The 6,111-nt window shown below is 75.3% G+C and carries 1 protein-coding gene; it reads left to right on the top strand.

What is annotated here, in order from left to right; genetic code table 11:
* Positions 1-4 precede the first annotated feature (4 nt).
* Positions 5-6,111: type I polyketide synthase (locus ACZ6BB_RS39650; protein WP_471619959.1), on the top strand; the 6,107-nt coding region annotated here is incomplete at its 3' end.

Raw genomic sequence — 6,111 nt, forward strand, 5'->3', positions numbered from 1 at the left:
AGGCATGAACACATCTCTCGACGAGGTCATCGACGCGCTGCGCGCCTCCCTGCTGGAGAACGAGAGGCTGCGCCGGCACAACCACCGGCTCACCTCCGCCGCAACGGAGCCCCTGGCGATCGTCGGCATCGGCTGCCGCTTCCCCGACGGCGTGACCCACCCGGACGACCTGTGGCGGCTGGTCGCCGAGGGCCGCGACGCCATGACCGGCCCGCCCACCGACCGGGGCTGGGAGCACCACCCCGCCCACGACCCCCGCCACCAGGGCGCCTTCCTCACCGGGGCCGGCGACTTCGACGCCGACTTCTTCCGCATCTCGCCCCGCGAGGCACTCGCCATGGACCCGCAGCAGCGGCTGCTGCTGGAGGTGTCGTGGGAAGCGGTCGAGCGGGCCGGTATCGACCCGCTCTCGCTGCGCGGCAGCCGCACCGGCGTCTTCGTCGGCGGCGCCACCCAGGAGTACGGCGCGCTCCTCGGCAACGCCCGCGAGAACACCGACGGATACGCCCTCACCGGACTGCCCGCCAGCATCATGTCCGGCCGCATCGCCTACCTGCTCGGCCTCGAAGGGCCCGCCCTGACGGTCGACACGGCCTGCTCCTCCTCCCTCGTAGGCCTCCACCTCGCGGGCCGGTCGCTGCGCGCCGGCGAGTGCGACCTCGCCCTCGTCGGCGGGGTCCTCGTCATGACGTCCCCCACCATCTACGGCGAGTTCGACAGCCAGGGCGGATCGGCCTCCGACGGCCGCTGCAAGGCGTTCGCGGACAGCGCCGACGGCACGGGCTGGGGGGAGGGCGCGGGCGTCCTGGTGGTGGAGCGGCTGTCCGACGCCCGCCGAGCGGGCCACCCCGTCCTGGCGGTCGTCCGGGGCTCGGCGGTCAACCAGGACGGCGCGTCCAACGGCCTGACCGCCCCCAACGGCCCCTCGCAGCAGCGGGTGATCAGGGACGCCCTGGCGGACGCCGGGCTGTCGCCGGCGGACGTGGACGCCGTCGAGGCGCACGGCACCGGCACCCGGCTCGGTGACCCGATCGAGGCCCAGGCGCTGCTGGCGACGTACGGGCAGGGGCGGCCGCAGGACCGGCCGCTGTGGGTCGGCTCCGTGAAGTCGAACATCGGCCACACCCAGTTCGCCGCGGGAGTCGCCGGAGTCATCAAGACGGTGCTGGCGCTGCGGCACGGGGTCCTGCCGCGCACCCTGCACGTGGACGAACCGACCCGGCAGGTCGACTGGTCGGCCGGCGCGGTGCGGGTGCTGACCGAACAGCGGCGGTGGCCGGAGACGGACCGCCCGCGCCGGGCGGGTGTGTCGTCGTTCGGGATCAGCGGCACCAACGCCCACGTCATCATCGAGGAGGCGCCGGAGCAGCCGCCGGAGCCCGAGGGCACCGGCCGCGAGCCGGGCCGTCCGCTGCCCGCCGTACCCGTCCTGCTGAGCGCCCGGAACGAGGCCGCCCTGCGCGACCAGGCGGCCCGCCTGCTCGCCCACCTCGACCGGGACACGGTCCCGCGACTGGCGGACCTCGCGCACTCCCTGGCCACCACCCGCGGCCACCTGGAGCACCGGGCCGCCGTCACCGCCACCGCGCCGCCCGACCTGACCGGGGGACTGCGCGCGCTCGTCGCGGGCGAGGACGCGCCCGGACTGGTCCGGGGCGCCTCCTCGGACGGCGGGCTCGCGGTGGTGTTCTCCGGCCAGGGGTCGCAGCGGGCCGGCATGGGACGCGGCCTGTACGAGACGTTCCCGGTGTTCGCGGCAGCCTTCGACGAGGTGTGCGCCGCCTTCGACGAGGTGCTGCCGGAGCCGCTGAAGCCGGTCGTCCTGGACGGCCCCGCCGAGGCGCTGGAGTCCACCGACCGGGCCCAGCCGGCGCTGTTCGCGCTGGAAGTGGCGCAGTTCCGTCTGATCGAGTCATGGGGAGTGAAGCCGGATGTGGTGCTCGGGCATTCTGTGGGCGAGATGGTCGCGGCTCATGTGGCGGGAGTGTGGTCGCTTGCTGACGCGTGCCGGCTGGTCGCGGCGCGCGGGAGGCTGATGGGGGCCCTGCCCCCGGGCGGCGCGATGTGGGCGGTACGGGCGCGGGAGACGGAGATCCCCGGCGGCACGGGGGTGTCGGTGGCGGCGGTCAACGGGCCGTCCTCTCTGGTCCTCTCCGGCCCCGAGGACGCCGTGCGCGAGCTGGCCGGCCGCTTCGCGGCCGACGGCCGGCGGGTGAAGCGGCTCGCGGTCGGCCACGCCTTCCACTCCGCGCTGATGGAACCCGTGCTGGAGGACTTCGCCGAGGTCCTGGCGGGCGTCCGGTTCGCCGAGCCGGTGATCCCCCTCGTGTCGAACGTGACCGGCGAGGTCGCGGGGGAGGAGCTGTGCACCCCGGAGTACTGGGTGCGGCACGTACGGGCGACCGTGCGGTTCGCCGACGGGGTGCGGACGGCCCGCGCCCAGGGCGTCGGCACGGTCCTGGAACTCGGCCCCGACGGCTCCCTGGTCTCCCTGGTGCAGGAGACCGTGCCGGAGCTGGCCGCCGTCGCGGCACTGCGCCGGGACCGCGACGAGGCACCGGCCCTGCTGGCCGCGCTGGCGGAGATCCACGCGCACGGGGTGGGCGTCGACTGGCGGGCGCTGTTCGCGGGCACGGACGCCCGCCGGGTGGACCTGCCGACGTACGCCTTCCAGCACCGGCGCTACTGGCCCGACACACGCGTCGGCGCCGGCCGCGGCCGGGTGGTCGACGACTGGCGCTACCGGGTCGTGTGGCGGCGCCGTGAACCGGCCGGGGACCGGTCCTCGACCGGCCGGACGACCGCAGAGGGCGTACTGACGGGCCACTGGCTGCTGGTGGAACCGGGCGACGACACCGGCGCCCGCCTCGCGCGGGCGCTGCGGGCGGCCGGGGCCGAGGTGACGGTCGCTACCGGTGCCGCCGCCGGTGACTTCGCGGGGGTCGTGGCCCTGCCCGGCACGGTCCAGGACGCCGCGGCGCTGGTGCGGGAGCTGCGCTCCGCCGGGACGAGGGTGCCGCTGTGGTGGGTCACCGAGGACGCGGTCGCGGTCGCGCCCGGGGACACCGTACGGCCCGAGGCGGCGCAACTGTGGGGCCTGGGCCAGGTGGTGGGGCTGGAGGAGCCCGCGTGGTGGGGCGGCCTCGTCGACCTGCCCGCCGTCTGGGACGACGACACGGGCCCGCTGCTCACCGCCCTCCTCGCCGGAGCCGCCGAGGGGGAGGACCAACTCGCCGTACGCGGGACGGAGGTGTTCGCCCGGCGCCTGGTACGGGCACCGCTGGCCGCGCGCGGCCCGGTCCGGGAGTGGAAACCCCGGGGCACGGTTCTGGTCACCGGAGGCACGGGCGGCGTCGGCGCGCACGTCGCCCGGTGGCTGGCCCGGGAGGGAGCCGAGCGGCTGGTGCTGACCAGCCGTCGCGGCCCCGAGGCCCCGGGCGCGACGGACCTGGCGGCCGAACTGCGTTCCCTGGGCGCGGAAGTGACCCTGGCCGCCTGCGACACGGCCGACCGCGACACCCTCGCCGCGCTCCTGGCGGACGTACCGGAAGAGACCCCGCTGACCGCCGTCGTGCACGCCGCCGGCGTCGTGCGTTACACCAAGGTGCGCGACCTGACCCCGCAGGAGATCGACGAGGTCGTCACCGGCAAGGCCGTCGGCGCCCGCCATCTCGACGAACTCACCGCCGGCCTGGACCTGGACGCGTTCGTCCTGTTCTCCTCCGGCGCCGCCACCTGGGGCGGCGGATCCCAGGGCGCCTACGCCGCCGCCAACGCCCACCTCGACGGCCTCGCCCGGTCCCGCCACGCCCGGGGGCTGCCCGCGACGTCCCTCGCCTGGGGCACCTGGCGCTCCGAGGGCATGGCCGCCGACCTGGACGAGGAGTCCCTGTCCCGGATGGGGCTGAACCTCATGGACCCCGCGCTCGCGCTGTCCGTCATGCGGGAAGCGGTCGAGCACGACGAGACCTGCCTCACCGTCACCGACACGGAATGGTCCCGCTTCGCACCCGTCTACGCCGGGGCCCGCCGCCGCCCCCTCATCGAGGACATCCCGGAGGCCGCCCGTGCCCTGGGCGACGCGCCGGAGACCCTCGACGACGGCGGGACGACGACGGACTCGGCCGGCGCGGGCCACGCCCTCCGACGCCGGCTCGACGCCCTCACCGAGGCCGAACAGGGTTCCGTACTGCTGGAGTTGGTGCGCTCGCGCGCCGCGTCCGTCCTCGGGCACCCCGATGCGACGGAGATCCCCGGCCACCGCCCGTTCAAGGATCTCGGCTTCGACTCCCTGACCGCGACCGAACTCCGCAACCGGCTGAACACGGCCACCGGTCTCCGGCTGTCCGCCACCCTCGTCTTCGACCACCCCACCCCCGCCGCCCTCGCCGACCACCTGCGCCTGGAGCTGAACGGCGGCCCCGGCCCCGCCGCCGGAACGGTCGTCGTACGCCGTGCCGACCACGACGAACCCCTGGCGATCGTCGGCATGGCCTGCCGGCTCCCCGGCGGGGTCACCGGCCCCGAGGACCTGTGGCGGCTCGTCGCCGAAGGCCGGGACGAGATCTCCCCCGTGCCCGGGGACCGGGGCTGGGACGTGTGGGGCGCCTCGGGCGCCCAGCAGGGCGGCTTCCTCGCCGACGTTGCCGGTTTCGACGCGGAGTTCTTCGGCATCTCCCCGCGGGAGGCGCTGGCGATGGACCCCCAGCAGCGGCTGCTGCTGGAGGTGTCCTGGGAGGCGGTCGAACAGGCGGGCATCGACCCGTCGTCCCTGCGCGGCACCCGCACCGGCGTCTTCGTCGGCGGCTCACCCACCGGCTACGGCACCCTCCTCGGCGACGCGCCCGACGCCGGCGGCTACCTGCTCACCGGCAACAGCGGCAGCGTGATGTCCGGCCGGATCGCCTACGCCCTCGGCCTGGAGGGCCCGGCCCTCACCGTCGACACCGCCTGTTCCTCCTCGCTGGTCTCCCTGCACCTGGCCGGCCAGGCCCTGCGCGGCGGCGAGTGCGACCTCGCCCTCACCGGCGGTGTCGCCGTCATGCCCACCCCGGGCGCCTTCGACGAGTTCGCCCGGCAGGGGGGTCTGGCGTCGGACGGCCGCTGCAAGGCGTTCGCCGACACGGCCGACGGCACCGGCTGGTCGGAGGGTGTCGCCTTCCTCGTCGTGGAACGCCTGTCGGACGCGCGACGCAACGGCCACCTCGTGCTCGCGACGGTCCGCGGCTCGGCCGCCAACCAGGACGGCGCCTCGAACGGCCTGAGCGCCCCCAACGGCCCGGCGCAACAGCGGGTGATCCGTGCCGCCCTCGCCGACGCCGGACTCACACCGTCCGACGTGGACCTGGTCGAGGCGCACGGGACCGGCACGCGACTGGGTGATCCGATCGAGGCGCAGGCGCTGCTGGCGGCCTACGGCCAGAACCGTGAACGACCTCTGTACGTCGGGTCGTTGAAGTCGAACATCGGGCACACCCAGGCCGTCTCCGGCGCGGCCGGCGTGATCAAGACGGTCCTGGCGCTGCGGCACGGGGTCCTGCCGAGGACCCTGCATGTCGACGAGCCCTCCAAGGAGGTCGACTGGTCGGCGGGCGCGGTGGAGCTGCTGACGGAGCAGCGGACGTGGCCGGAGACCGGAGGCCCCCGGCGGGCCGGTGTGTCCTCGTTCGGGATCAGCGGCACGAACGTCCACGTGGTCCTGGAGCACACGCCGGCGGACGACCCGGCGACCGACCCGGCGACCGAGCCCGCGGGCGAGAGCTGGTCCGGCCCCGTCCCCTGGCTGCTCTCCGGCCATACGGAGAGCGCCCTGCGGGCCCAGGCCGCCCGTCTGAACACGCACTTGACGCAACACCGGGACATGGGCGCCGATCGCGTCGCCTCCTCGCTGATCCGCTCCCGTGCGGCGTTGGAGCATCGGGCGGTGGTGGTGGGTGCGGGGTGTGAGGGGTTGTTGCGGGGGGTGGTGGCGGTCGCGGAGGGGCGGCCGGATGCGGGGGTGGTGCGGGGTCGTGTGGGGGGTGTGGGTCCTGGGCCGGTGTTCGTGTTTCCGGGGCAGGGGTCGCAGTGGGTGGGTATGGCGGTGGAGTTGCTTGCGGCTTCGCCGGTGTT

The organism is Streptomyces sp. NPDC041108, from assembly GCF_055592645.1.